Annotated in this window: 26 protein-coding genes and 1 pseudogene; 14 read left to right on the forward strand and 13 right to left on the reverse strand. The window is 73.5% G+C overall.

The features are described from left to right. Positions 1 to 38 precede the first annotated feature (38 nt). On the reverse strand, positions 39 to 833 hold the full coding sequence (locus tag ACP4J0_RS25085; protein WP_426520034.1) for a ribonuclease BN: 795 nt from the start codon (positions 831 to 833) through the stop codon (positions 39 to 41). Between the two features lie 179 nt (positions 834 to 1,012). Between ACP4J0_RS25085 and ACP4J0_RS25090 the strand changes: the two genes are divergently transcribed. Next, positions 1,013 to 2,074 carry a glucose 1-dehydrogenase gene (locus ACP4J0_RS25090; protein WP_426600939.1) on the forward strand — a complete coding sequence of 354 codons (1,062 nt, stop codon included), beginning with the start codon at positions 1,013 to 1,015 and terminating at the stop codon, positions 2,072 to 2,074. 75 nt (positions 2,075 to 2,149) lie between these two features. On the opposite strand, the gene ACP4J0_RS25095 is transcribed toward ACP4J0_RS25090, so the two are convergent. The 7 genes and pseudogenes from ACP4J0_RS25095 to ACP4J0_RS25125 form a co-directional block, all read right to left on the reverse strand. Continuing rightward, on the reverse strand, positions 2,150 to 2,551 hold the full coding sequence (locus tag ACP4J0_RS25095) for a hypothetical protein (protein ID WP_426600940.1): 402 nt from the start codon (positions 2,549 to 2,551) through the stop codon (positions 2,150 to 2,152). A 97-nt stretch (positions 2,552 to 2,648) separates the two neighbouring features. After that, entirely contained in the window at positions 2,649 to 3,872 is a 1,224-nt protein-coding gene (locus tag ACP4J0_RS25100) for a cytochrome P450 family protein (protein ID WP_426600941.1), read from the reverse strand. After that, positions 3,869 to 4,012 (reverse strand): annotated as a pseudogene (locus ACP4J0_RS25105) (cytochrome P450); the annotation flags it as partial. The gene ACP4J0_RS25100 and the pseudogene ACP4J0_RS25105, both read right to left, overlap by 4 nt. A gap of 571 nt (positions 4,013 to 4,583) precedes the next feature. Continuing rightward, positions 4,584 to 5,897 (reverse strand): cation:proton antiporter, encoded by a 1,314-nt coding sequence (locus ACP4J0_RS25110; RefSeq protein ID WP_426600943.1) that lies wholly within the window; start codon positions 5,895 to 5,897, stop codon positions 4,584 to 4,586. Between the two features lie 75 nt (positions 5,898 to 5,972). Further along, on the reverse strand, positions 5,973 to 6,665 hold the full coding sequence (locus tag ACP4J0_RS25115; RefSeq protein WP_426600944.1) for a GAF and ANTAR domain-containing protein: 693 nt from the start codon (positions 6,663 to 6,665) through the stop codon (positions 5,973 to 5,975). Between the two features lie 286 nt (positions 6,666 to 6,951). Beyond that, complete coding sequence (locus tag ACP4J0_RS25120; protein ID WP_426600945.1) at positions 6,952 to 7,596, reverse strand: response regulator; 645 nt, start codon at positions 7,594 to 7,596, stop codon at positions 6,952 to 6,954. Beyond that, the gene (locus ACP4J0_RS25125) at positions 7,593 to 8,822 is read right to left on the reverse strand and encodes a sensor histidine kinase (protein ID WP_426600967.1); all 1,230 of its coding nucleotides are present in this window, start codon (positions 8,820 to 8,822) and stop codon (positions 7,593 to 7,595) included. The genes ACP4J0_RS25120 and ACP4J0_RS25125 overlap by 4 nt, the downstream gene beginning before the upstream one ends. Before the next feature lie 227 nt (positions 8,823 to 9,049). Here ACP4J0_RS25125 and ACP4J0_RS25130 point away from each other — a divergent pair, with 227 nt between their 5' ends. Together ACP4J0_RS25130 and ACP4J0_RS25135 are read left to right on the forward strand one after the other, a co-directional pair. Next, on the forward strand, positions 9,050 to 10,138 hold the full coding sequence (locus ACP4J0_RS25130; RefSeq protein WP_426600946.1) for an ABC transporter permease: 1,089 nt from the start codon (positions 9,050 to 9,052) through the stop codon (positions 10,136 to 10,138). Further along, positions 10,135 to 10,818, forward strand: a complete 684-nt coding sequence (locus tag ACP4J0_RS25135) for an ABC transporter ATP-binding protein (RefSeq protein ID WP_426600947.1) — start codon at positions 10,135 to 10,137, stop codon at positions 10,816 to 10,818. The genes ACP4J0_RS25130 and ACP4J0_RS25135 overlap by 4 nt, the downstream gene beginning before the upstream one ends. Before the next feature lie 7 nt (positions 10,819 to 10,825). Here the strand turns inward: ACP4J0_RS25135 and ACP4J0_RS25140 are convergent, their stop codons facing one another. Beyond that, complete coding sequence (locus ACP4J0_RS25140; RefSeq protein WP_426600948.1) at positions 10,826 to 11,263, reverse strand: hypothetical protein; 438 nt, start codon at positions 11,261 to 11,263, stop codon at positions 10,826 to 10,828. Positions 11,264 to 11,365: 102 nt separating this feature from the next. Here ACP4J0_RS25140 and nsrR point away from each other — a divergent pair, with 102 nt between their 5' ends. Beyond that, the gene (gene nsrR / locus ACP4J0_RS25145; protein ID WP_426600949.1) at positions 11,366 to 11,812 is read left to right on the forward strand and encodes a nitric oxide-sensing transcriptional repressor NsrR; all 447 of its coding nucleotides are present in this window, start codon (positions 11,366 to 11,368) and stop codon (positions 11,810 to 11,812) included. A gap of 98 nt (positions 11,813 to 11,910) precedes the next feature. Then, the gene (locus ACP4J0_RS25150; protein WP_426600950.1) at positions 11,911 to 13,107 is read left to right on the forward strand and encodes a globin domain-containing protein; all 1,197 of its coding nucleotides are present in this window, start codon (positions 11,911 to 11,913) and stop codon (positions 13,105 to 13,107) included. Between the two features lie 64 nt (positions 13,108 to 13,171). Here ACP4J0_RS25150 and ACP4J0_RS25155 read toward each other — a convergent pair whose 3' ends face one another. Continuing rightward, entirely contained in the window at positions 13,172 to 13,522 is a 351-nt protein-coding gene (locus ACP4J0_RS25155) for a hypothetical protein (protein WP_426600951.1), read from the reverse strand. 263 nt (positions 13,523 to 13,785) lie between these two features. On the opposite strand from ACP4J0_RS25155, the gene ACP4J0_RS25160 reads away from it, so the two are divergent. Further along, the gene (locus tag ACP4J0_RS25160; RefSeq protein ID WP_426600952.1) at positions 13,786 to 14,475 is read left to right on the forward strand and encodes an adenosylcobinamide amidohydrolase; all 690 of its coding nucleotides are present in this window, start codon (positions 13,786 to 13,788) and stop codon (positions 14,473 to 14,475) included. A 220-nt stretch (positions 14,476 to 14,695) separates the two neighbouring features. Here ACP4J0_RS25160 and snpA read toward each other — a convergent pair whose 3' ends face one another. After that, positions 14,696 to 15,385: a snapalysin gene (gene snpA / locus ACP4J0_RS25165; protein ID WP_426600953.1), complete on the reverse strand. Its 690-nt coding sequence runs from the start codon at positions 15,383 to 15,385 to the stop codon at positions 14,696 to 14,698. Positions 15,386 to 15,599: 214 nt separating this feature from the next. Here snpA and ACP4J0_RS25170 point away from each other — a divergent pair, with 214 nt between their 5' ends. From ACP4J0_RS25170 to ACP4J0_RS25200, 7 genes are all read left to right on the forward strand, one after another. Next, positions 15,600 to 16,538: a LysR family transcriptional regulator gene (locus ACP4J0_RS25170; protein WP_426600954.1), complete on the forward strand. Its 939-nt coding sequence runs from the start codon at positions 15,600 to 15,602 to the stop codon at positions 16,536 to 16,538. Between the two features lie 74 nt (positions 16,539 to 16,612). Continuing rightward, positions 16,613 to 17,404: a PepSY domain-containing protein gene (locus ACP4J0_RS25175; RefSeq protein WP_426600955.1), complete on the forward strand. Its 792-nt coding sequence runs from the start codon at positions 16,613 to 16,615 to the stop codon at positions 17,402 to 17,404. A 315-nt stretch (positions 17,405 to 17,719) separates the two neighbouring features. Then, positions 17,720 to 18,121, forward strand: coding sequence for a hypothetical protein (locus tag ACP4J0_RS25180; protein ID WP_426600956.1), 402 nt, complete (start codon positions 17,720 to 17,722; stop codon positions 18,119 to 18,121). Positions 18,122 to 18,202: 81 nt separating this feature from the next. Next, a complete protein-coding gene (locus tag ACP4J0_RS25185; protein ID WP_426600957.1) occupies positions 18,203 to 18,391 on the forward strand; it encodes a hypothetical protein in 189 nt (62 codons plus the stop codon). A 233-nt stretch (positions 18,392 to 18,624) separates the two neighbouring features. Next, a complete protein-coding gene (gene pgm, locus ACP4J0_RS25190) occupies positions 18,625 to 20,265 on the forward strand; it encodes a phosphoglucomutase (alpha-D-glucose-1,6-bisphosphate-dependent) (RefSeq protein WP_426600958.1) in 1,641 nt (546 codons plus the stop codon). 164 nt (positions 20,266 to 20,429) lie between these two features. After that, positions 20,430 to 20,564 (forward strand): hypothetical protein, encoded by a 135-nt coding sequence (locus ACP4J0_RS25195; protein ID WP_426600959.1) that lies wholly within the window; start codon positions 20,430 to 20,432, stop codon positions 20,562 to 20,564. Positions 20,565 to 20,675: 111 nt separating this feature from the next. Beyond that, on the forward strand, positions 20,676 to 21,176 hold the full coding sequence (locus ACP4J0_RS25200) for an ATP-binding protein (RefSeq protein WP_426600960.1): 501 nt from the start codon (positions 20,676 to 20,678) through the stop codon (positions 21,174 to 21,176). Between the two features lie 103 nt (positions 21,177 to 21,279). Here ACP4J0_RS25200 and ACP4J0_RS25205 read toward each other — a convergent pair whose 3' ends face one another. Continuing rightward, on the reverse strand, positions 21,280 to 21,831 hold the full coding sequence (locus tag ACP4J0_RS25205) for a GNAT family N-acetyltransferase (RefSeq protein ID WP_426600961.1): 552 nt from the start codon (positions 21,829 to 21,831) through the stop codon (positions 21,280 to 21,282). 77 nt (positions 21,832 to 21,908) lie between these two features. Beyond that, the gene (locus ACP4J0_RS25210; protein WP_426600963.1) at positions 21,909 to 22,604 is read right to left on the reverse strand and encodes a hypothetical protein; all 696 of its coding nucleotides are present in this window, start codon (positions 22,602 to 22,604) and stop codon (positions 21,909 to 21,911) included. A 130-nt stretch (positions 22,605 to 22,734) separates the two neighbouring features. Between ACP4J0_RS25210 and ACP4J0_RS25215 the strand changes: the two genes are divergently transcribed. Continuing rightward, a complete protein-coding gene (locus ACP4J0_RS25215; protein ID WP_426600964.1) occupies positions 22,735 to 24,630 on the forward strand; it encodes a SpoIIE family protein phosphatase in 1,896 nt (631 codons plus the stop codon). Positions 24,631 to 24,688 lie beyond the last annotated feature (58 nt).

Raw genomic sequence — 24,688 nt, forward strand, 5'->3', positions numbered from 1 at the left:
GGCCACGAGGCGTGCGGAAGACGAACGGCCCGACCGGGTCATTCACGGTCGATGGTGCGTGTCCACCAGTGATGTTCGCAGAACCAGTGGCCGACCATCGCGCCGCCGAAGACCACGAACCCCACCCCGATCAGCCAGGACTCCACCACCAGCACGATGCCGACCGTGCCGTAGCTGATCGCGTTGTCGAGGATGAGCGGTGTGAAGACGAGGTACGAGAAGCCGCGCAGGCCGATCAGGCCCACCATGGTCGCGATCGCTCCCGGCAGCAGGTCCCGCCAGCGGATCTGGCTGCCCAGCAGGAAATGCTGACCCCACCAGAAGAACAGTGCGCCCGTCGCGGTGGACAGCGCGATCCGCACCGACCCGTGCAGAGCGGTCCGCGTCTGCACCTCCTGGTAGAGGTACGCGGTCAGCGCGACCACCCAGGTCATCTGGCGCCAGACCCGGTGCCACGGACCGGAGGGCAGCCCCCAGATCCGCTCGTAGCCGTTCTGCACGCTCGCCGCGAAGGACACGCCGAACACGGCGAGCGCGATACCGCCCCACACACTCGTGGTGCCGACGACCTTGGTCGGCGGACTGATGATGTCGGTCAGCACCCGCGCGGACCGGCCGGACAGCCCCATGCCGTCGGCCAGCCAGGACGCGAAGCCGCCACGTCCCAGGGGATCGAAGGCGGCCACCACGATCAGCAGCGGCGCCAGCGTGACCAGGGCGAGCGTGGCGAACCCCATGGCCCGGTGCATCAGCTCCAGGTCCCGGCCACGCCGGACGAGGGCGGACGCGGCCAACCGGTCCCACACACGGTGGAACGGCTGGAAGCGGTTCACGGATGCTCCTCGGGCGTTCCCTTCGGCGGCTCGCGGACGCGGAACTGAGTGACCCGGCGGCGGGCCGGACAAACGTGGCGTCCCACGGATGCCCGCCGCGCGCCGACCGAACGGCCCCCGCATGGGCCGAACGATGCGGGGAACCGGCTCCGGGAAGACGAGCCGAGAGGGTGAGCACCATGCGCGCACTGACTGTCCGCCCCGGCCGGCCCGGCTCGCTCGGGGTGGAGGAGGTCGCGGACCCCGAACCGGCCGCCGGTGAACTCCTGGTCCGTGGGGTGGCCCTGGGCCTGTGCGGTACGGACCGGGAGATCGCCTCGGGCGAGTACGGCCGGGCGGCGCCGGACCGCGGCCGGCTGATCCTCGGCCACGAGTCCCTGGGGCGTGTCGCCGAGGCGCCGCACGGCAGCGGATTCAACCCCGGTGACCTGGTGGCCGGCGTGGTGCGGCGCCCGGACCCGGTGCCCTGCGGCGCCTGCGCGCACGGAGAGTTCGACATGTGCCGCAACGGCCGCTACCGCGAACGCGGCATCAAGGAGCTCGACGGGTACGGCGCCGAGCTGTGGTGTCTGGAGACCGACTACGCCGTGCGCGTCGACGCCGCGCTGGGACTGGCGGGTGTCCTCATGGAGCCGGCCAGTGTCGTGGCCAAGGCATGGGAACAGATCGAGAGGGTGGGTGCCAGGGCCTGGTTCGAGCCCCGCAGGGCACTGGTGACCGGCGCCGGCCCCATCGGCCTCCTCGCCGCGCTGCTCGGCCGGCAGCGCGGCCTCGACGTTCATGTCCTGGACCGGGTCACGGACGGACCCAAACCGGACCTCGTGCGGGCCCTGGGAGCCACGTACCACAGCGACGCGGCGGGCGACGTGCTCACCGCCGTACGTCCGGATGTCGTGGTCGAGGCCACCGGGGCCGCCGCGCTGGTGTGCGAAGCGATCCGCGGGACGGCGGCGTACGGCATCGTCTGCCTCACCGGCGTCTCGCCCGCCGGGCGGCGCCTGACCGTCGACGCGGGCGCGGTGAACCGCGCCATCGTGCTGGAGAACGACGTCGTGGTGGGTTCCGTCAACGCCAACCTCCGCCACTTCCGGCAGGCCGCCGACGCCCTGGCGCGAGCCGACCGGGAATGGCTCCACCGGCTTCTCACCCGCCGCGTGCCGCTGGAGCGGGCGGCGTCGGCGTTCGAGCGGCACGCCGATGGCATCAAGACGGTGATCACACTGGAGGGCGGCGCGCGCTGACCGCTCACGGCACGGCCCGGGGGAGCACGCGACGACGGCGGCGACCGGCTGTGACCGAGCCGGCCGGGATCGGGGTCAGGGGTCCGTGCGCTGCTGCTCACGCATGCGCTCGTTGTGCCAGGCGATGGCGGCACGTATCTGCGGCTCCTGGAGCCCCGTCCGGCAGCCGAGCTGTTCCATGGAGAGCCCCGGCGGACCCGTGGTCAGGGTCCGGGTGAGCTTCGCCGCCCACAGTTCCTCCTCCACGAAGGGCCGGTGCGCGTAGCCCGCCTTGACCACGTCGAAGTGGTCGTCGCAGCACGCGGTGATGAGCCGCAGCCCGTCGGCCCAGGTGTGAACGGAGTGCGCCGCGGAGGAGTCCGGCACGTAGCCGCTGACGGACTCGTTCGCGGGGAAGACCCTGGCGCACAGGTCGCACAGCTCCACGGGGACCGGCTTCGCGGCCCGGCGGCCCTTCCTGCTCTTGCGCTTCCACATGGCGACTCCCGGGGGTCGGCGTCCGGAATGCCGGAGTTACCCGCAGGGCGGGGAGCAAACGCCCCGCGGGTGACAACCCCGGCCCGGCCGGACGCCGCTACGCCAGCCTGACCGGCAGCTCGAAGAGGTCGTTCTGTGTGACCACCGGCTTGTTGCGCAGCTCGGACACCGGTACCGCCAGGTCCAGGCGCGGGAACCGGGCGTAGAGCGCGGGCAGCGCCACGCCCGCCTCCAGCCGGGACAGGGCCGCGCCGGGGCACACGTGCGGGCCGTGACCGAAGGAGATGTGCCGGCTGGGCGAGGTGCGGGTGATGTCGAACTCGCCCGCCGTCGGACCGTGCGCCTCCTCGTCCCGGCCCAGAGCGCCGTACGACACGATCAGCGCGTCGCCGGCGGGTATCACCTTCTCGCCGACCGGGACGTCCTCGGTCGCGAAGCGGATCAGGACGTGCGAGGTCGGCGTCGAGTAGCGCAGCGTCTCCTCGATCACCGCGGACCACTCCGCCTCCCCGGAGAGCACCAGGGCCCGCTGCCCGGGGTGCGCGGCGAGGTTGACCACGGAGTTCACGATGAGCGAGATCGTGGTCTCGTGACCGGCGGCCACCATCAGCTGGAGCGTGGACACGATCTCCGCGTCCGTGAGGTGGTCGCCGTTCTCGGACGCCTGGATCAGCGCGCTGGTCAGGTCGTCGCCGGGAGCGGCGCGCTTCGCGGCGACCGTGTCGGCCATGATCCCGGCCAGCTCGGTGAGGGTCGCGACGACCTCCTCGGGCGGCGTCTGCGTCGAGAAGAACTTCTCGAACAGCACCTTCAGCCGCGGCAGCCGCGCCTCCTCGATGCCCATCAGGTCGGCGACGACGTACATCGGCAGCGGGTAGGCGAAGGCCGCCTTGAGGTCGACGACGCCGCCGTCCGCGGGCAGCTCGTCGAGCAGCCGGCCGGTGAGCTCGGTGATCCGCCCCCGCATGTGCTCCACCCGGCGCACCGTGAGCGCCTGCGCCACGAGGGTGCGCAGCCGGCGGTGCTCCGCGCCGTCCACGGTGAGCATCGACCGGCCGGGGTTGGCCAGCCCGATGAGCGGCCAGTCGGCGGGGATCTCGCCGCGCTGCCACGCCCCCCACACGTTGATGTCCTTGACCAGGCGGGGATCCGTGAGGAGGGCCTTGGCCTCGGCGTGGTGGGTGACGGCCCAGACGGGTACACCGCCGGGCAGTTCCACGGCGGCCAGCGGCCCGGCCGCGCGCAGCCGGGCGCTCTCGCCGTCCAGGTCGGTGACGAACGGGTCCAGCGGGATCGTGGCCTCTTCGGCGCCGGTGGTCATGCTGACGTGCCTCCCAGGGCAGTGGTCGGGGTGAACCGCACGGGCAACTCGGTCAGCCCCCGCAGCCAGGGCGAGGGGCGACGGATGAGGGGCCCGGCGGGCACGGCCAGGTCGATGTCCGGCAGCCGGTCGGCGAGGAGGCCCGCCAGGGACGTGGCCCGGCGCGTCTGGCCGGCGATGGCCCGTTCCCGGCCGTCGGGCAGGCGCTCCCGCTCCTGTCTTTCCCGCTCGGCCGGCCGCGCCCGGTCCTGAGCCGGCCCCGCCGCATCCGCGCGGGCGGAGTCCAGCAGGCGGCGGGTGGCCCGTTCCCGGTGCACGGCGTGCACGGCCACCGTCACGGCCACGCGGAGCAGGATGGCCGCGGCGCTCGCGCCCAGCCCGAGCGGAACGCGTACCGGGGACGGTGCCGCGGCGACCGCACCGCCGCCGACGAGTGCCGACACCGCCGCGCAGGGCAGGGCCGCGGGTGCGAGGGCGCGGGGACCGTGGCGGTCGCCGGGGCGGGCGGGCGCGGTCATCAATCGGGTCCTCGCCAGGCCGCCGGGGCGGCCCTCGTGTCGTCCTTCGGGCGCGTGTGACGACATCTGTCACACGGCAGGCAACTGGCGATCACTATACGAGAGTTCGTGATCGAAATGAGAAGAGTCTCGTGCAAATCCCTACCCGTTCGAACGCCGCGTGCTGCCGGTGACATCCGTCCGGCAGGGCGCGTCACAGACGCTCGTCGGCCACGTCGTCCTCGGTCGGTGCCTGTCCGGTCCCGCCGCGGCCACCGGCTCGGAGCCGCCGCAGCCGGTCGAGGCGGGAGATCACCGGCGAGGCGGTCACCCCGTGCAGGACGACGGAGGCGAGGACGGTGAAGGCCACCACGGCCCACAGCTCCCCGGCCGGGACGTGAAAGCCCTCCGTGCCGAGCGCGTGGGCGAGGTAGAACAGCGAGCCGATGCCGCGAATGCCGAAGAAGGCGGTCACGAGACGCTCCCGGGGGCCCGCGGCCGTGCCGAACTGCGCGACCCAGCCGGTCAGCGGCCGGGCGACGAGCAGCACGAGCAGACCGACCGCCCCGCCCTGCCAGGTCAGGTCGGCCAGGGCGCCCTGCGCGACACAGACGCCCAGCAGGAAGAGGAGCCCGGCGGTCAGCAGTCGTTCGACCTGCTCGACGAAGTCGTGCAGCACCGCGTGGTAGCCGTGGTCGCGTTCGGCTGCGCGGATGCGGCAGGCGGTGACGAAGACGGCCAGGAACCCGTAGCCGTGGGCGAGTTCGGTGACGCCGTAGGAGAGGAACGTGGCACCCAGGGCGACGAAGCCCTCCCGGTGCTCGGACAGCCGCACCGCGCGCCGGCCGACGCGGAAGAAGAGCCAGCCGAGCAGTGTGCCGACGGCCAGGCCGGCCAGCGCTCCGACCACGCACCCGTACAGCACGTCGACCAGCAGCCAGTGCCCGACCCAGTCGCCGGACAGGCCGGTACCGGCCGCCGCGGTCAGCGCGATCGCCGCCATGACGACGGGGAAGGCGAGGCCGTCGTTGAGGCCGGCCTCGCTGGTGAGCGCGAAACGGACCTCGTCCTCGTCGTGCTCGGAGTCGGTCGGCGCGCCCACCCGCACCTCGGAGGCGAGTACCGGGTCGGTGGGCGCGAGCACGGCCGCGAGCAGCAGCGCGGCGGCCGGCGGCCAGTCGAGCAACCACCAGGCGAGGAGCCCCGTGACCGCGATGGTCAGCGGCATGGTGATGCCGATCAGCCGCCACGGTGCCCGCCAGCGGCGCAGGCCGAAGGGGCGGTTCAGGGCCAGCCCGGCGCCCATCAGGGAGATGATCACGCAGATCTCGGTGAGGTGCTCCACCCAGACCCGGTCGCGCACCAGGTCGATCTCCGGCAGGGGCGCGGGCAGCAGTTGCAGTGCGACCCCGCAGGCCAGGAAGACGAGCGGCATGGACAGGGGCCGTCCGGCCACCAGCCGGGGGAGTACGGCCGCCGCGAGCGCGCCCGCGCCGAGGACGGTGAAGAGGAAGTCAGCCAAGGTCACCGCTGACGTGTGCCCGCTGCCTGGCGGCCGTACGCCGGCCGTCCGGCAGGATCCCGGCGTGGCCCCCGAGGTGGCTCAGGGCAGACCGCCCTGGTCGCAGACCTGGCGGGCGACGTCACGGAGCTTCACGTTGCGGTCCTGCGAGTAGCGGCGCAGCGCGGCGAAGGCCTGGTCCTCGGTCAGTCGGTGCCTGCCCATGAGGATGCCCATGGCCTCACCGACGGTGTGCCGGGTACCGATGGCCTCCTGCAGCTGGGCGTGCGTGCGGGCGCTGGAGAAGGCGACCGCGGCGTGGGAGGCCAGCAGCCAGCCGGCCGTCTCGCTGGCGTCGGTGAACGCGCCGGGCCGGTACGAGTAGATGTTCAGCGCCCCGAGATCCTCGTCCTCGGTGAACAGCAGGAAGCCCATCATGCTGCCCAGGCCCAGCTTGCGGGCCTCGGGCACGTACTTGGGCCAGCGCCGGGCCTCGTCGGTGAAGTCGGCGATCCGGAACTGCCGCGGCCCCTCGGAGGTGCGCGCGGCGTCGAAGCACGGTCCTTCCCCGACGCGTCCCTGAAGCTCGTCGCTGTCGACGACCACCTGGTCGGTGGGCGCCAGCGACCGCACGTGGTCGCCGCGCAGGATGAGGATGCCGGCGGCGTCACAGCCCTCCACCAGCTCCTTGGCCGAACCGGTGATCCGCTCGAGCGTGTCGTTCACCGATTCCTGCGCCAGCAGATCACGCGCCAGGGAGGCCATCTGCTGTGCGAACACACGCCAGTCCTCCATACCGTTTCCTCCTCGCTCCCTGGAGGGAGTGCCCCGCGGACGGCCGGATGCAACAGGGAGATCGCGCCCGCATCGGCGTCCGGTGCGCCCTGGTCACCGCGTTCACCCGCACAGCCGTCGCCGCACCGCGTTCACCCGCACAGCCGTCGCCTCACCGCGTTCACCCGCACAGCCGTCGTCGCCGCCCCACCGCCCGTGGGGCGGCAGGGCGCCCTCGACGGCGCGGCCGGCTGCCGCGCCGGCTGAGCACCGGGCGACTCCCCGGTGAGGTCCCAGGACTCCCGGCTCACCGCCGGATGAGACCGAGGGCGGTGGCGGTGGCGACCGCGGCGGTGCGGGAGTCCACGTCCAGCTTGGTGTAGACGCGGGCCAGGTGGGACTTCACCGTGCCCTCGGTCAGATGGAGCCGCTCGGCGACGTGCTGGTTGGACAGGCCCTCGGCGACCAGGGCGAGGACCTCGGTCTCCCGGCGGGTCAGCGAGGTGTGCGGCTCCCGCAGGCGGGTCATCAGCCGGTCCGCGACCGTGGGCGCGAGCGCGGTCCGGCCCGTCGCCGCGGTGCGCACGGCGGCGGCGAGGTCCTCGGGCGGCGCGTCCTTGAGGAGGTAGCCGGTGGCTCCGGCCTCGATGGCGGGCAATGTGTCGGCGTCGGTGTCGTACGTGGTGACGATCAGGACGCGCGGTGCCCCCGGTCGCGCGGTGATCGCGGCCGTGGCCTCCGCGCCGTTCATGCCCCTGCCGAACTGCAGGTCCATCAGGACGACGTCGATGTCGCCCCGCTCCGCCCGCTCGACGGCCTCCTCGGCGGTCGCGGCCTCGGCCGCCACGGTGATGCCCTCCTCGGTCTCCAGCACCGCGCGCAGCCCCGCACGGACGACGGGGTGGTCGTCGGCGAGCAGCAGACGGATCGGCGGCGGGGTGGTCTCGGTCACGGCTGGGCCTCGGGGTGGTGGGGTTCATGGGGGCCGGCGGGACCGGCGGGGTCGTCGGTGCCGCGGGCAGGGGCGGGCGCGGGCGTGTGCGGGAGCCGCGCGGTCAGCGCGGTGCCGCGCCCGGGAGCGGACTCGACGCGGAGCGTGCCGTCCAGGGTGTGCATACGGGCCCGCATGGCGGCCAGTCCGAAACCGCCCCCCTCCGCCCCGGGGGCGGACACGGCGGCGGGATCGAAACCCACCCCGTCGTCGGTGACGCCGAGGGCGACGGCGTCGTCGAGATAGCTCAGGGTCACCTCGGCGCCGTCGGCACGGGCGTGCCCCACCGTGTTGGCCAGCGCGGACTGCGCGACGCGCAGCAGGGCGACCTCCTGCGCGGTGGGCAGCGGGCGGGGCCGGCCGGCGAGGCGGAAGCGGACGTCGAGGCGGTGCCGCTCGGTCGTGGTGGCGCACAGCCGCTCCAGCGCGTCGGCGAGGGTCGTGTCGTCCAGGGCCGGCGGCGAGAGGGCGACGACGAACCGGCGGGCCTCGGCGAGGTTGTCCACCGCGGCCTGGCGGGCCTGGCCCACGTAGGTGGCCGCGGGTCCCGGCCGGTCGGGCAGGGCCCGCTCGGCGGCACGCAGCAGCAACTGGATGCTGGACAGGCCCTGGGCGAGCGTGTCGTGGATCTCCCGGGCGAGGCGCTGGCGTTCCTCCAGCACGCCCGCGGCCCGCTGGGCGTCGGCCAGGTCGGCCCGGGTGACGGTGAGCTCCTCGATGAGCCGGCGCCGCTCCTCGCTCTCGCGGTACAGCGCCTGGTAGCCCCACACCACCGCCACGGCGACGGCGGCCCCGAGCGCCGGGCCGATCGCGGTGGCCGCGGTGAACGTGCCCCGGTGGGCGGAGAACGCGGCGATCGCCGCGACCGCCGTGGCGGTCACCGCCACCGGCCCGGCACGGCGGGACAGCAGATGGAGCTGGACGAAGTACAGCGGGAACGCCAGCCACACCCCCTCGGCGGACAGGGCCAGCAGCACGAGCCACACCGCGCCGACCGCGCCCAGCCACGACGCGGCCGCACGGCGGGAGGCCCGGACGGCGGGCAACGCCGGACCCACGCCGTACACCGCGCCCACCGCCGCCGCCACGGCGATCACGGCGGGGGCGTGCGGCCGGTCGTCCGTCGCCGCCCGCACCGCCGCCAGGGCGAGCAGGCCGGCCACGAGCAGGTGCAGGCTCCAGGCCATGGCCCGGGTGGTGGGAGTCAGCGCGTTCACGATCACCCCAGCCTACGGACCGTGCCGGGGCCGGGCATCTGTCGAAAGGTGCAAGCCGGGCCGCACCCTTCGGCCCGTGAAGTCCCCGCCCAGGAGCGATGCCCGCGAGGCCTTTGAGCGGCGACGGTGGGACACGTCGCCGATTCCGTCGGCCGTGCACCCTGACTCCCACCGTTGTCGAAAGGCCGGGCGAAGACGTGTTTGTCGCCTTGAGAGACCTGACGTTCGCCAAGGGGCGGTTCGCCCTGATGGGCAGCGTCGTCGTACTGATCACCCTGCTGGTCGGGCTGCTGTCCGGGCTGACCACCGGCCTGGCCCGCGAGAACATCTCCGCCGTCACCTCCCTGCCCGCCGACCGGATCGCCTTCGCCGCGCCGAGCGGCGGTCAGGACCTGTCGTACGCGAACTCCACCGTCACCGAGGACCAGTGGCGCCGGTGGGCGAAGGCGCCCGGCGTCCACCGCGCCGAGCCGCTGGGCATCACCACCACCCGGGCCACCGCGGGCGACCGGAGCACCGGTGTCTCCGTCTTCGGCGTCGAACCCGGCTCGCCCCTGGCACCCGACGGCGACCGCGTCGACGACCGTACGGTCCTGATGCCGCTCGCCGCGGCCGGGGAACTCGGCGTGCGCGAGGGCGACACCGTCACCCTCGCCGGCCGGCCGCTGACCGTCGCCGCCACCGGCCGCGACGACTCCTTCAGCCACACCCCCGTGGTGTGGACGAGCCTGCGCACCTGGCAGGCCGTCGCCCCGCCCGCCACGGGCACCGGCGGACCCGCCGCGACGGTGATCGCCCTGGACACCGCCTCCGGCACCGACACCGCGGCGACGGACCGGGCGGTGGGCACCGAGACCGTCACGAAGGACGAGTCGCTCTCCGCGATCGGCTCCTACACCTCCGAGAACGGCTCCCTGCAACTGATGCGCGGCTTCCTGTTCGCCATCTCCGCCCTGGTCATCGGCGCCTTCTTCACCGTGTGGACCATTCAGCGCAGCGGTGACATCGCCGTGCTGAAGGCGCTGGGCGCCACCACCGCCGCACTGCTGCGCGACGCGCTCGGCCAGGCCGTCGTCCTGCTGGCCGGCGGGACCCTCGCCGGCACCGCCGCCGCCGCGGCGATCGGCGCCTCGCTGTCCGGCTCGGCCGTCCCCTTCGTCCTCACTCCCGCCACCGTCCTCGTACCGGCCGCCGTGATGGTCCTCCTCGGCGCGCTCGGGGCGGGCCTCGCGGTGCGCCGCATCACCTCCGTAGACCCGCTGACCGCCCTGGGGAGCGCCCGATGAGCCTGCGCCTGACCGACATCACCCTCACCTACCCCGACGGCGACGGCCGCCTGACCGCCCTCGACCGCGTCACCCTGGACGTTCCGAGGGGCTGTCTGACCGCCGTCATCGGCCCCTCCGGCTCGGGCAAGTCCAGCCTGCTGGCCGTGGCGGCCACCCTCATCACGCCCGACACGGGCACCGTCACCGTGGACGGCACGGACACCACGGGGATGAGCCGAGGGGAGCTGGCCGACCTGCGCCGGCACCGGATCGGCATCGTCTTCCAGCAGCCCAACCTGCTGCCGGCGCTGACCGCGGCCGAGCAGCTCCAGGTGATGGCCCACATCGACGGGCGCGGGCCGCGCGCCGCCCGCGGCCGGGCGCTGGAGCTCCTCGCCGCGGTCGGCATGGCGGACCGGGCCGACCGCCGGCCCCACCAGCTCTCCGGCGGCCAGCGTCAGCGGGTCAACATCGCCCGCTCCCTGATGAACGACCCCGGTGTGCTGCTCGTCGACGAACCCACCAGCGCCCTCGACCACGAGCGGGGCGCCGCCGTCCTCGGCCTGATCGGCCGCCTCACCCGGGAGCGGGGCACCGCCACCGTGCTGGTCACCCACGACCACGCTCATCTGGCCGCGGCCGACCGTGTCACCGAGGTGCACGACGGACGTCTGAGTCCGCCCGCACCGGTCGGCTGACCGCGGCTCAGGCGCCGTCCGGGTCCGGCCGCAGCCGGTCGGCGGCAGCCGGTGGCTGAATGCGCATGCCGGGGCGGCGCCGGTGCACGGTCAGGTACGTCACCCCGGAGGGGCCGGCCACGACGGCTCGGGTCGCGCCGTGCGGCAGCCAGGTCAGGACGCCCGGGCGCAGCGGACTCTCGCCGTCGGTGCGGAGCAGGGCGGCCTCGCCGTCGAGGACGAGCAGCAGGACGTCGAGGTCCGGTTCGGTGTGCGTGTCGACCCGTCCCGCCGCGGGGACGCGGACCACGTTGGCGTCGAGCTGCCGCCCCGGTTCCGCGAGCCTCCACAGGGCGCCGGTCCTCGCGTCGCCGCCGGGTGACAGGAGGTCCGTGGTGTCGCACAGCACCCGGGGGAGGGGAGGACCGGCCGCCGGAGCGGGAGAGTCGCCGTCTTCCGCTGCCATCAGGTGTCACCGTCCGTCGTGGGACGTCCGGTGACGCACTCCACAGAGTCATCGTCGTAAGTAAACACGAATCCATTATGCGTATTTGATAGCGTCCGGGCTGTGCGGCTGACGAAGTTCACCGACCTGGCGCTGCGATCCGTCATGCGCCTGGCGGTCGTGAGAGACGGTGACGCCCCGCCGACCACCCGCGAGGTGGCCGAGGTCGTCGGCGTTCCGTACACGCACGCGGCCAAGGCCATCACGCGTCTGCAGCACCTCGGCATCGTGGAGGCGCGGCGCGGTCGCGGCGGCGGTCTGACGCTGACCGACCTGGGCCGGCACGCCTCGGTGGGCCGGCTGGTACGCGAACTCGAGGGCGACGGTGAGGTGGTCGCCTGCGAGGGCGATACGCCGTGCCCGCTGCGGGGGGCCTGCCGGCTCCGCGGCGCGCTGCGGGACGCGCAGGAGGCGTTCTACGCCGCGCTCGACCCGCTGACCGTGGCCGACCTGGTGGCCTCGCCGACCGGGCCGGTCCTGGTCGGGCTGACGGGCCGCCCCGCCGGATGACGGAGTGGCCCGCCGTCGGCCGCCGAGCGGTGACCGACGGGCCGGCGCCGAGCCGCGACCGAAGACACGAATATCACCTACCGATCAAGGAGCTCGCTGTGCTCTCCGAACAGTCCGTCCCCGTGGTCCGGGCCACCCTCCCGGCGGTAGGAGCGGCCATCGGTGACATCACCACGCTGTTCTACCGGAAGCTCTTCGACGCCCACCCCGAGCTGCTGCGGGACCTGTTCAACCGGGGAAACCAGGCCAACGGGGAGCAGCAGCGGGCCCTGGCGGGCTCCATCGCCGCGTTCGCGGGCATGCTGCTGGAGCGCCCCGACGCCCGCCCGGACGTGATGCTCTCCAGGATCGCGCACAAGCACGCCTCACTCGGTGTCACCTCCGACCAGTACAAGGTCGTCCACCGTCATCTGTTCGCCGCGATCGCGGAGGTGCTCGGCGACGCCGTCACCCCCGAGGTCGCCGCGGCCTGGGACGAGGTCTACTGGCTGATGGCCAACGCGCTGGTGGCCGTCGAGACCCGCCTCTACCAGGAGGCAGGGGTCGCCGAGGGGGACGTCTGGCGCCGCATGGAGGTCGCCGAGCGCCGCGAGGAGAGCCCCGACGCGGTCTCCTTCGTACTCCGGCCGGCCGACGACCGTCCCACCCAGCCCTTCCGTCCCGGCCAGTACGTCAGCGTGCGGTCCGAACTGCCCGACGGCTCCCGGCAGATCCGCCAGTACAGCCTGTCCGCGGCGCCCGGCCGGTCCGACCTGCGCATCACCGTCAAGCGCGTCCAGGGCGACGGGCGGCCGGACGGCGAGGTCTCCTCCTGGCTGCACGCGCACACCCGCGAGGGCGACGTGCTCACCGTGTCCGCACCCTTCGGCGACCTGGCCCTGGCCGAGGACGACGGCCCGCTGCTGCTGGCCTCCGCCGGAATCGGCGTCACCCCCGTGCTGGCCATGCTCGATCACCTGGCCGCCGCCGGCGCCACCCGCCCGGTGACCGTCGTCCACGCCGACCGCACCCCCGCCGACCACGCCCACCGGCAGGAACAGCTCGACCTGATACGCGCGCTGCCCGACGCCCGGCTCCACCTGTGGTACGAGGAGCCCGGCGACCAGGCCCCGGAGGCAGCCGCCGGCCGCGCCGACCTCGCCGGTCTCGAACTGCCCTCGGGGCTCACGGCCTACCTGTGCGGCCCGGTGCCCTTCATGCGCGCCGTCCGCGGTGACCTGCTGCGCCGCGGTGTGCCGGCCCAGGCCGTCCACTACGAGGTCTTCGGCCCCGACCTCTGGCTCGGAGAGCAGTAGCGGGAGGCGGTCGCACGCTCCCGGGCACGGGCGGCCGGGCCGCCGCGGGAACGAGTACGGGGCGTTAGGCCGCCGCGGTGAACGCGGTGGTGATGGCGGTGTCGACGCGGGCGTGCACGACCAGCCGCGGACCGGAGGTGTCGGCGTTGTCCTCCAGCAGCCGCCTGACGGGCGCGCTGTGGGTGACGACGCACATCAGGACGCCGAGCCGAGCGCACCACTGGTGGGCACGGAGCACGGCGCTGACGGCGGCGGGGCCGGAGGCCCGCTCGGTGAGAACGATGACGACGGGGGTCGGCTGGTGGGCGTCGACCAGGTTGGTGATGTGCGTGGTCAGCGTGGCCCGCCCGTCGATTCCCGGGTCCTGGTCCAGCGTGATGACCAGGACCCCATGCTCCAGGGTGTGGGACAGCATTGCGGCCTCCGATCCGACGCCTGATGGCGAAGTTGTGTTCAGTGAAGGCGCCCGGCACCGCGTCCGCAACGCGCCCCGCGTCCGGACCGGACGGCCCGCCCGGTCCGGACGCGGCACTGAGTACGATCGTCCGGTCCGCCCCCGACGCCTGTTCCCCGGCAGCCGTCCCCGACGCCTGTCCCCCGACATCCGTCTCCGGCATCTGTCACCCGACGTCCGTCCGCTGATCCGCGTTTCCCGACCGTCGCAAGGAGCCCCGACCGGTGCCCGCCCTCCTGCCCCCGCCCCGTACCGGGCCCCGTCTGCTGAACCCGGAGCACCTGACGCGCATGGAGGACGGCGAACGGCTGCACGCCCTGCTGTGGCGCCCGGGACCGGGCTGGCGGATGGCCAGCAGTGCGGTACTCGGCGGCGGGATCGACGACCGCGCGTGGGTGCTCAACGCCCAGGTCGCCCACGGCTACCGGCGCACCGACCCGGCACGGCACCTGGCCGACCTGGCTCGCGCCGCGGGCGCCCGGGGCCCCGGGGTGGGCCTGATGACGGCCGCCGACGTGTCCGCCCGGGCCCGTACGCGGGACGGCGGTGCGGAAGCCGTGGTGACCGCGGGCATCTCGGTACGCGGTTGGGCGGCCTCACCGGAGGAGGGCGCCACCGGGCCCGCCGCACCCGGGACGATCAACATCGTCGCCGCGCTGCCGGTCGCACTGAGCGACGCCGCCCTGGTCAACGCCGTGATGACGGCGACCGAGGCCAAGGTCCAGGCGCTGCTGGAGTCGGGCCTCGACTGCTCCGGCACTCCCACGGACGCCGTGTGCGTCGCGGCCCGCGCCCCGCGGGCCGGCGCCGAGGTCCACTCCTTCGCCGGCCCGCGTTCCGAGTGGGGAGCCCGGCTGGCCCGGGCCGTACACCGGGCCGTGCTCGGCGCGCTGCCCGCCGTCGCGCGTACCTGAGCGCCGCACGGATCGGTGCGGCGGCCGCCGGCCGGCCTGGCGCGCTCCCGGTACGGGCACACCCGGCCAACGCGGCCGAGGGACACGTCCACGACGACGGGGAGGCCACCCGGTGGACGTCCCCGGACCCGCTCTTCCCCTGCGTCCGTCACCCCCCGGCGGCACACGTGCGTGGGGGCGGCCCGGCCGGGCCGCCCCCACAGGTGTCCGCCTCTGGCGGTCAGCTCCGAGAGGTCTTCTGCAGCGCCTTGTCGAGGGCGGCCTTGAAGCCGTACGCCCACAACTGGTTCACCCGGCCGCGTTCGTTGGCGTTCGGGTAGGCGTTGGTGCAGGACGGACCGGGGCCGCCGCCCGACATCAACTCGCTGCACGGGCCGGAGTAGTGGTCGGGCAGACCGAGCACGTGCCCGGTCTCGTGGGCGGTCACGCGGGTCGAGTCGTACTGCTGGTTCTGCCGGTAGTCGAGGAAGATGTAGCCGTTGCCGTGCCCGTCCGTGGACGCGTACGAACCGCGCGAGTCGTTGCCCTCGTAGTACGCGAAGTCCGCGCCCGAACTTCTCTCCGCGAGCCGCACGTTGGACACCGAGCCGTTCCATATCTGGGTGGAGCGCGCTATCTGCGACCGGAAGCTGGGCGCGTTGGCGGCGCTGTAGTAGACGGTGACGGCGGCCGTCGACGCCGGGTCGGCAGCGCGCTTCTCGGCGACGGACTCGATGACCGCTTCGAAGAACGCCCGGTTGGCGGCGGCGTCTTCGCCCGAGCCGGCGGAGGGCTGGTAGCCGACGTGGGCGGCGCGGGCCTGGTCCTGGGGCTGCGGAGCGGCGGCCGTCGCGGCGGGGCCGGTGCCCAGCACGGCCGCGGTCAGGCCGAGGCCGACCGCGGTGGACAGCAGGGGCAGACTGATGCGCATCGATGACTCCTTGTGTGGGGGAGTGGGGAGAAGTCGTCACCGGTGAGTGTGGAGCGTTCATGAGCCCGCGTGATGATGGCAGCAGGCGATAGGACGGGGCTATCACCGGCCGCGCATCGGCCGGGAACAGCTTCGACCGGAGTGCAGAACTCGCCCTGATCCGCCGCGTTTTGTTCACCTGGCGCAACCAACTGTTCCGCTTTACGCTCCCTGCATGGAGCTCGAGGTGAGGCACCTACGCGCACTGTGCGCCATCGCCGACGCCGGCAGCCTGCACCGGGCGGCACGCCAACTGGGCGTCGCCCAGCCGACCTTGAGCACCCAGTTGAACCGCATCGAACAGGCCCTGGGCGGGCCCCTGTTCATCCGCGAACGCACCGGCTGCCGGCCCACCCCGCTCGGCCGGACGGTCCTCGGCCGGGCCCGTCCGCTGCTGACCGACATGCGCACCCTGGTCCGCGAGGCCCGCGCCGCCGCGGCCGGCGGCGACAGCCGGCTGCGCGTCGGCTCCACCGCCAGCCGTGCCCTGGCCGGCTGGCTGCGCCGGCTCAGACAGCCGGGCCTGGAACCGACGCTCCAGATGGACGTCTCCGCCAACGCCCTGCTGCGCTCGGTCACCGACGGCCAGCTCGACGTCGCCTTCGTGCACGAGGTCGAGGGCTGTCCGCTGCACGTCCCCGAGGGGCTGCGGACACGGGTCCTCGTCGAGCGCGAACCGCAGTTCGTCATGCTGCCCGCCGACCACCCCGCCGCCACCCGGTCCGTAGTCCGCCTCGCCGACCTGGCCGGCGACCGCTGGATGGTCGACCCCACCGTCGACGGCGAGTGGGACGGCGTGCACCGCATGCTGCGCGCCGTCGGCCTCGACCCGCGCGTCCTGCACGGTGACTACCACACCGCCGCTTCCCTCGTCGCCACCGGCGAGGTCGTGACCGTATGCCAGCCGAGCTCCCAGTCACGCCCCGACACGGCGGTGCGGCGCCTGTACGGCGACCCCCTCGGCGTGCGCCTTCTGGTGGCCGCGCGCACCCGGACCGAGCTGGACGCCTGCTACCCGGCGCTGGAGGAGGCGTACTGGGAGGTGGCCCGCCAGTCCACCGCCTACCGGGAGTGGCTCGAGCACACCGGGTCGCGCCTGGTGCCGGCGCGCTGAACCGTATCGGCCATTGCGGTGGTTTCCCTCCCGAACCGGTATGGCAAGAAGGTCATACGGTTACGGAGAGGTGTATGAGCTCTGTGCGACGTCTTCCGCCTCTTCGTTCGATGGCCGTCATCTGCGCCCTGGGCAGTTCCGTCCTCCTGATGACCGGCTGCACGAACGCCGACACGGCACGCTCCAGTGTCGCCGAGGCGGCTCAGACCACTCCCCCCATCACGTCCCCGACCAGTACCGCTTCCCCCACCTACACCGCTTCCCCCACCGACACGGCCTCCCCCACCGGCACGGACTCCCCCTCTCCTTCGGAGACCCTGACCGATGACCAGTCCGAGCGACAGGCCCTGGTCCCGAAGGCGAAGGTCACGTGGGACAAGGCGGCCGACACCGCCGTCAAGGAGGTCCCCGAGGGCAAGCTCGTCGACCTCGAACTGAAGCCCACGTCCGCCGAGGCCACCGCGTCGACCGGCTCGCCCAGTCCCAGCATGCCGAACCCGGCCCCCAGCCAGGGTGCTCCGGAGTGGGAGGCCAAGGTCGCCACCACCGACGGCACCGTGTACCGGATCGACGTCGACGCCGTCTCCGGCAAGGTCTTCCGCACCCAGGTCGAGGACCAGGACGCGGACGACAAGCAGCAGCTCGCCGACCGGCTGAAGAAGGCGACCCAGACCCCGGAACAGGCCGTGAAGGTGGCCACGGACAAGACCAAGGGCACCGTTACCGGCGTCGAGCTGGACGAGAACGACAACCAGCAGCTCCTGTGGTCCGTCGACGTGGTGTCGACCGACAACTGGAACAAGACGACCGTGGACGTCGACGCGACGAACGGCGAGATCCTGCGCGAGGACGTGGACCGCGACTGAGCGCCGCCCCGAAACGCCGCGAGAAGAACCACCCGACAGCAGAACCACGACAGCAACCGACAGCAGAACCGCAAGAACATCGGACACCAGAAGCACGAGAGGAACCGGAGCAGCACGACGGGAGCAGCCGGACGGAGTCACCCGGCTGCTCCCGTCGCGCGTGCCCGAAGGCGTCGGACGACGGCGACCGTGCGGTGGACGTGCGCGTCGAGCCGCGAACGCCGCCCGGCGTGGCGTGACTCCGAAGTCCGGTGTTCCGCGCCGCTGGACCCGCCGCACGTGTTTGCCGTCCGAGTGAGGGGCAAGGCGGTGTCCATGAGCGATCCGAACAAGGACACGAACCAGAAGCCCAACACCACACGGACCGCCGAGTCCAAGGCCCGCGACGCCGCGGACAAGGCGACCGCTCCCGCCTCGCGGGCCGGACAGGCCGCCGCGGACAAGGCCGGTGCCCAGCGTTCGGCTCAGGCCGCGAACGGCGCCGTGCAGACGGCGGCCAAGGGCGTCGAAGCCGGCCGCCGGGCGGTCATCACCACCTCGGGGCAGGTAGCGTCCACGGCGAGGACGGCGTGGACGGCCATCGCCCACCGCAAGCTCGTCGCCGCGGGCATGGGCGCCGGCATCACCGCGCTGAGCGCCGCGTCGTACGCGGTGGGCCGCCGCGCGGGACGCCACACGCAGGGCCCCCTCACCCGCCTCACCGGCGGCCGGATCTGAGGTGTCACGGACGGTCGCGTCACGTCGCCCGGACCCGTCGGCCGACCCGGCCTGCGGAGACCGTGGATCCGGGCTCGTGGCGTGACCCCGATCCGACCGGACGAGACCTCGCGGCATCGGCTCCTCATGTTCCTGCTGTCACCGCTGGCCGGGCTGTGGCGGCTGACGGTGCTCCGGCCCCTGTACCGCTACGCGACGGCGACCTGCCGGCAGGTCGGTACCCGGGGTGCCCGGGACCGCGTGGAAGTACGTACCGCTCCCGCCCGGTGAGCCGGGTTTCCCCGGCGTGAGAACGCCGGTGCCGTGGAGGCGGTACCGCGGCTGCCTCGGCCCGCGTCCGTCGGTCGTCCGGCAGTCAGGGACCGGCCCGTGCGGGTGTGGGCGCCGCCGCCCGGGGCACGACGTTCATCCCGGACCTCGGCCGGGACGTCCGGCACCGCTCCCCGGACAGGGGAAGATGGGACCGCGAGGAAAGTCCCGACCGATGCGGAGGAGTGGGCGCAATGCAGCATGACCGAGCCGGGAAGCCGGCCGGCCCCGAGGACCTGATCGACGTCGCCCGGCTGGTGACGGCGTACTACGCCCTGCACCCGGACCCGGCGGAGCCCGGGCAGCGCGTGGCCTTCGGCACGTCCGGGCACCGCGGATCGTCCCTGGCGGCGGCGTTCAACGAGGACCACATCGCCGCCACCAGCCAGGCCATCTGCGAGTACCGCGCCGCACAGGGCACCGACGGTCCGCTCTTCCTGGGCGCCGACACGCACGCCCTGTCCGAGCCCGCGAGGATCACCGCGCTGGAGGTGTTCGCCGCCAACGACGTGGCCGTCCTCATCGACACCGCGGACGGCTACACACCCACCCCGGCGGTCTCGCACGCCATCCTCACCCACAACCGCGGCCGCGCCTCGGGCCTCGCCGACGGTGTGGTCGTCACCCCCTCGCACAACCCGCCCGCCGACGGCGGGTTCAAGTACAACCCGCCGAACGGAGGCCCCGCCGGCTCGGACGCCACCTCCTGGATCCAGGACCGGGCGAACGAGATCATCACGGCCGGCCTGAAGGACGTACGGCGCGTCCCCTACGCCCGGGCGCTGGCCGCGCCCGGCACCGGCCGCTACGACTTCCTCGGCGCCTACGTCTCGGACCTGCCGAGCGTCCTGGACCTCGACGCGATCCGCTCGGCGGGCGTGCGCATCGGTGCCGACCCGCTGGGCGGCGCCTCCGTCGCGTACTGGGGCCGGATCGCCGAACAGCACCGCCTCGACCTGACCGTCGTCAACCCGCTCACCGACCCCACCTGGCGGTTCATGACGCTGGACTGGGACGGCAAGATCCGCATGGACTGCTCGTCGCCGCACGCGATGGCCTCGCTCATCGAGCAGCGCGACCGCTTCACCATCGCGACCGGCAACGACGCGGACGCCGACCGGCACGGCATCGTCACCCCGGACGCCGGGCTGATGAACCCCAACCACTACCTCGCGACCGCCATCGCCTACCTCTACGCCCACCGCACCGAGTGGCCCGCCGACGCCGGCGTCGGCAAGACGCTGGTGTCCTCCGGCATGATCGACCGGGTCGCCGCCGATCTCGGCCGGCGGCTGGTCGAAGTACCCGTGGGCTTCAAGTGGTTCGTGGACGGGCTGGTCGGCGGCACGCTCGGCTTCGGTGGTGAGGAGTCCGCCGGGGCGTCCTTCCTGCGCCGGGACGGTTCGGTGTGGACCACGGACAAGGACGGCATCATCCTGGCGCTGCTCGCCTCCGAGATCACCGCCGTCACCGGCAGGACGCCCTCCGAGCACTACGCCGCCCTCACCGCACGCTTCGGCGAACCCGCCTACGCCCGCATCGACGCCCCGGCGAGCCGCGAGGAGAAGGCCCGCCTGGCCAAGCTGTCCCCGGCCCAGGTCACCGCCGACACCCTCGCCGGGGAGCCGGTCACCGCCGTGCTCACCGAGGCGCCGGGCAACGGCGCGTCCATCGGCGGGATCAAGGTGACCACCGAGAACGCCTGGTTCGCGGCCCGCCCCTCCGGTACCGAGGACGTCTACAAGATCTACGGGGAGTCGTTCCTCGGGGCGGACCACCTCCGGCAGGTGCAGGACGAGGCCAAGCACGTCGTCCTCGGCGCGCTGGGCGGCTGACGCCGTACCGGCACCCCCGCACCCACCCCGCACCCATCCGGCGCCGGACCCCGGGCCGGTCGGCGACGACCGGCCCGGGGGAGTGCCACGGTCGGCCCGCGGGTCTCGCAACCGCCGATCGCCACCTGGAAGGCGGCGTGCGGCTCCCCGGTCATCCGGACACCGTGGAGAACGAACAGACGGCTGAGGACGACGTCGGCGCCGGTCTCCAGGAGGGCGATGTGCGCCCGGAACGGCTGCGGGTCCACCGGGACGCACTGGGCTTCCTCCGCCTCGTACCGCCCCCGGCGAGCGACTGAGTGATGAGACCACGGAGTACTCGTGATCGCACGGCCGTCCTCTGATGTTTCCCGCGTTTCGGGGTAGACGGGCTGGCGTAACGGTCAAGGCTCAGGAAGAGGGCGGATCGGATGGACGGGGCTGCCCACGATGGGGGCCGGCTGAGAAGTGAGCTGGTCAGGGTTTCGGCGGAGTACGAGGGCAGGCCCGGCGACATCGCCCGGGGCCGGGAGCTGGCCCGGCGGTTCCTGGCACGGGTGCGGGCGGTGCGGGGCCTTCCGGTGTCCGACCGCGCGACGGACCTGGTGCAGCTGGTGGTCAGCGAGCTGCTGACGAACGCCTGCAAATACGCGCCCGGCCCCTCGTCGGTCGATCTGGAGCTGGCCGAGGACCGGGTGGAGGTCACGGTGTGGGACAGCGACCCGGTGCTGCCGGTGGCCGAGAGGGCGGACCCGGGCCGGATCGGCCGGCACGGACTGGAGATAGTCATGGCCGTCTGCCAGAGCTTCGAGGTGCGCCGGGAGCCGGTCGGCAAGCGCATGCGGGCCGCGGTGCGGCTCGCCGACGACATGAACGGCACAGCCTCGGCCGCCCGTCCGGAACCCGGCACAGCCGTCGGCCGCCCGTCCTGAGCCCGGCGGGTGACGGCTCCACCGCCCGGCGGGTGACGGCTCCACCGCCCCGCGGAACCAACGACACCACCGCTGTACGAGACGGCCGGCCCGCCGCCCGTGCCTACCGTTCGGCGGGCCGCCGGTCCCCGGCCCGCAGGCGGTGGACCACACTGCGGCGCAGTGGCCCCTCGGGCACGCCCGGGTCGTCGAAGTCGTCGGCCGGGTCGCGGGTCATGCCGATGCGGCGCATCACGGCCTGCGAGCGGAGATTGGTGGCCGTCGTCACCGCGAGGACCTCCGCCAGTCCGATCTCCCGGAAGGCGTGGGACACCACGGCCCGCGCGGCCTCGGTGGCACAGCCGCGCCCCCAGGCCGACCGGGCCAGCCGCCAGCCCGCCTCCACTCCGGTGAACGGCATGCCGTCCTCCACGGGGTCGAGCCCGGTGAACCCGATGAACTCGCCGGTGGCGACGACCTCCACCGCCCACCATCCCCAGCCCCGTCGCACGAGGTCGGCCTGGAAGCGGGCCACGGACGCCTCGCTCTGCTCACGGGTGAGAACCCCGGGGAAGTACTCGCGGACCACCGGGTCGGCGTTCATGGCCGCCCACGGGCCCAGGTCGGAAGTCCGCCACTCGCGGAGCAGGAGACGATCCGTTCTGAGTTCGGGCATCACGCCAACCTACGGGGAGCGGACCGGCGGAGCGACCGGATAAGCGGAGCGGCCTGCTTGCTCACCGGCTCACCGGCTCACCGCAGCGTGTCCTGTGCGTCGATCACCTCGTCCGCCTTCGGCGGCTGGATGTCCAGCGGCTCGTCGAAACCGGCGAAGGACGTGGTCGTGTCGTACTCGGCACCCTTGTAGACCGCCCGGAGCAGATAGGGCTTGCCCTCCGTGGCGACGTAGAAGGTGTACGTCCCGCCCCGGTCCTCCTTGTCGGTCACGGTCAGCTCGACGGCCTCCCGGTCGCCGACGCGGGTGTTCTTCCCCTTCTTCGCCGTACCGAAGGACTCGAAGGGCCGGGTACAGGAGGAGAGCCCGTCACCGGGCTGTGCCGCGCCGACGGGCGTTCTGATCCACAGCCGCTGCTCGCCGGTGACGCTGCCGGGCTTCCGCTTCTCCAGGTAGGCGCGGTCGGGACGGACGTAGTCGGTGTCGCCCATCCGGATCTGGTCGAGAGTGCCGCCCTGGGAGAACGTGGTCCTGGCGGTGCACCGGCTGTCGAGGTCGGTCACGAGCCGGACGGTGACCGTACCGCCCTCGGCCGCGGTGCTGGTGGAGTCGACCCGCACGGACTTCAGCCCCCGCATCACGGCGTTGGCGTCCTCGAGCATGTCGCCGGCGGACTTGTCCCCGCTGGAGTCGCCGCCGCAGCCCGCCACCAGGGCCCCGGCCAGCAGACAGGTCAGCAAGGCCGACACCGTGGTCGTGGTCTTCGTCCGCACGCAACCCTCCAGGTACAAGATCAGCACCGGGAGCCTACCCGACCTCCCCCCTTCGGCCCGCCGGAGCGGTTCATCACCGCTTCCTGAGGGAACCTGGCGGGATGGACGGCATCGGAAGGCTGTGAGGGCCGTGACATCACGCTGGGCGGGCCCCCGGAAGGGCGACGGGCCAGGAGCCGGGAATGCGGGCGGTTCCCCGGCACCCGACTTCGCCCGCGCCGTCCTGGAAGCCCTCGGCGCCGGCGTCCTCACCCTCGACCCGTCCGCGCGCATCACCTCGGTCAATCCCTGGGCCGAGCGCCTGCTGGGCCGGTCGGCGCGGGACATGATCGGAAACGACGCGCACGACCTGCTGCACCGGCACGCCGACGGCAGCCCCGTGCCGCGCGAACGGTGCGCGCTGCGCAACCCCCTGCACGGGGCTTCCTACGAGGAGGGCAGCGAGGAGTACTTCCAGCGGGCGGACGGCACCACGGTACCGATCATCTGGGCGGCCACTCCGCTGGTCAGAGAGGGCCGGACGGAAGGACTGGTGCTCGTCTTCCACGACTTCAGCCTGCACCGCAGCGCCACCGAGGAGACCGAGGCACGCACCACCGCGCTGGAGGCCCTCACCGCCCAGCTGCACCTGGTGGCCGAGATCTCCACGGTCCTGATCCCCACCGAGCACACCTCCGCCACGATCCGCCGGCTCCTGCGGCTGCTGGTGCCGGAACTGGGCCAGTGGGCCGCGGTCGACGTCTACCCGGGGCACTCGGAGGTCCTGGAGCGGGTCGCCGTCCGCAGCGCCACGCACCCGCACCGGGCGGGACGGCTGAGGGGGCGGGTGACCTCGCTGCCGGACCCGGCCCGCGCCGCGCTGACCCGGCTGACCAACGGTGACCGCCCCGTCCCGCTGAACGCCGAGGACCTTCTGCACGACCCGCACAACCCCCTCGCCGCCACCCACCGGGTGCTGTTCGAACGGCTCGGCGGGCACTCGGCCGTGGTCGTCCCGCTCCGCACCCGGCAACGCTCGTACGGGATGCTGACCGTGGCACGCGCGGGGGACCATCCCGCACACACCGAGGGCGAGGTCGCCCTGCTGGCCGACATCGGCCGCCGTGTCGGACTGGTCCTGGACAACGCGCGGCTCTACCACGAGCAGCAGAACGTCGCGGAGACCATGCAGCGCCAGCTGCTGACCCCCCTCCCGCAGGTCGACCACGTCCGCATGGCGGCCCGGTACTGGCCCGCCGAGAGCGCCATGGAGGTAGGCGGCGACTGGTACGACGCCTTTCTCCTCGCCGACGGTGTCATGGCCCTGGTCATCGGGGACGTGGTGGGACACGACCTCCAGGCCGCCGCCCACATGGCCGAGGTCCGCAACATGCTGCGCGCCCTCGCCTGGGACCATCAGGAGCCGCCCAGTGTGATCATGCGGCGTCTCGACGAGGCCGTGACCAACACCAGCGACGCCCCCATGGCCACGCTCGTCTTCGCCCGCGTCGAAGGCCCCGAAGGCGGCCCCTGGCGGTTCCACTGGGTGAACGCGGGACACCCGCCGCCCCTGCTGATCACAAGGGAGGGGGAGACCCGTTTCCTGGAGGGCGGCCACGGCCCGCTCATCGGCATGAGCGCCACCCTGCGTCTCGGGCTGAGCTGGCCGGACGCACATGAGGAACTCCCGCCGGAAAGCATGCTCCTGCTCTACACCGACGGCCTGGTGGAGAGCCGTGACCGCCCGATCGACCTCGGCATGGCCGAGCTCCGCCACCACGCCGGTGTCCTGGCCGGCCGGCTGGAGGGGCGGACCATCGACGAGTTCTGCGACGAGCTACTCGCCCGCATCACGCCCCGCGGCGACGACGTGGCCCTGCTCGCCCTGCGCCTGCCCGCCGCCGGTGTCGGCGCCCCGGGGGACACCGCGCCGCCTCCACCGCCCCAGACCGCGCACAGCGAGGCCACCCCCGACCGGGCCGCGCCCGGTTCACGTCGCCAGCAGCCCGAGGTGGCGGACCCGACACACGTCGATCCGGAGGAGTAGGGGCCGCCCGCCGCCCGCCGCCCGCCGCCCGCCGCCCGCCGCCCGCCGCCCGCCGCCC

This window comes from Streptomyces sp. WG7 (assembly GCF_049975785.1).
In the GTDB taxonomy this organism is placed as follows: Bacteria; Actinomycetota; Actinomycetes; order Streptomycetales; family Streptomycetaceae; genus Streptomyces.